The organism is Acidovorax facilis (assembly GCF_023913775.1).
Classification (GTDB): Bacteria; Pseudomonadota; Gammaproteobacteria; order Burkholderiales; family Burkholderiaceae_C; genus Acidovorax; species Acidovorax facilis.
The window spans coordinates 1-255 of record NZ_JAMXAX010000374.1 but is presented as its reverse complement, the minus strand read 5'-3'; the positions used below and the strand labels follow the sequence as shown (position 1 = coordinate 255).

General features: G+C 63.1%; 1 protein-coding gene. It reads left to right on the top strand.

The features are described 5' to 3' along the window. Positions 1-47 precede the first annotated feature (47 nt). A partial coding sequence (locus NFX52_RS31540; protein ID WP_252636037.1) for a helix-turn-helix domain-containing protein occupies positions 48-255 on the top strand: 208 nt, incomplete at its 3' end.

Sequence of the window (255 nt, the reverse complement as noted above, 5' to 3'; positions counted from 1 at the left end):
AAGCAAACTCCGTAGATGCAAATAAAGCAGAACCGCATCCTTGCGCGGTGCCTGCCAGACCCACACCACCCACACGGCTGCCCGATCCGACCAACCTGCGCGAAGTCCTCGCGTACTGGGTGCGGCTGTTGCGCGTGCAGAAAGAGTGGTCCCAGGAGCGTCTGGCCCACGAGTGCGAACTGGACCGCACCTACGTGTCGGCCATCGAGCGCTGCAAGTGGAACGTCTCGCTGGCAAACATCGAGCGCCTGGCCC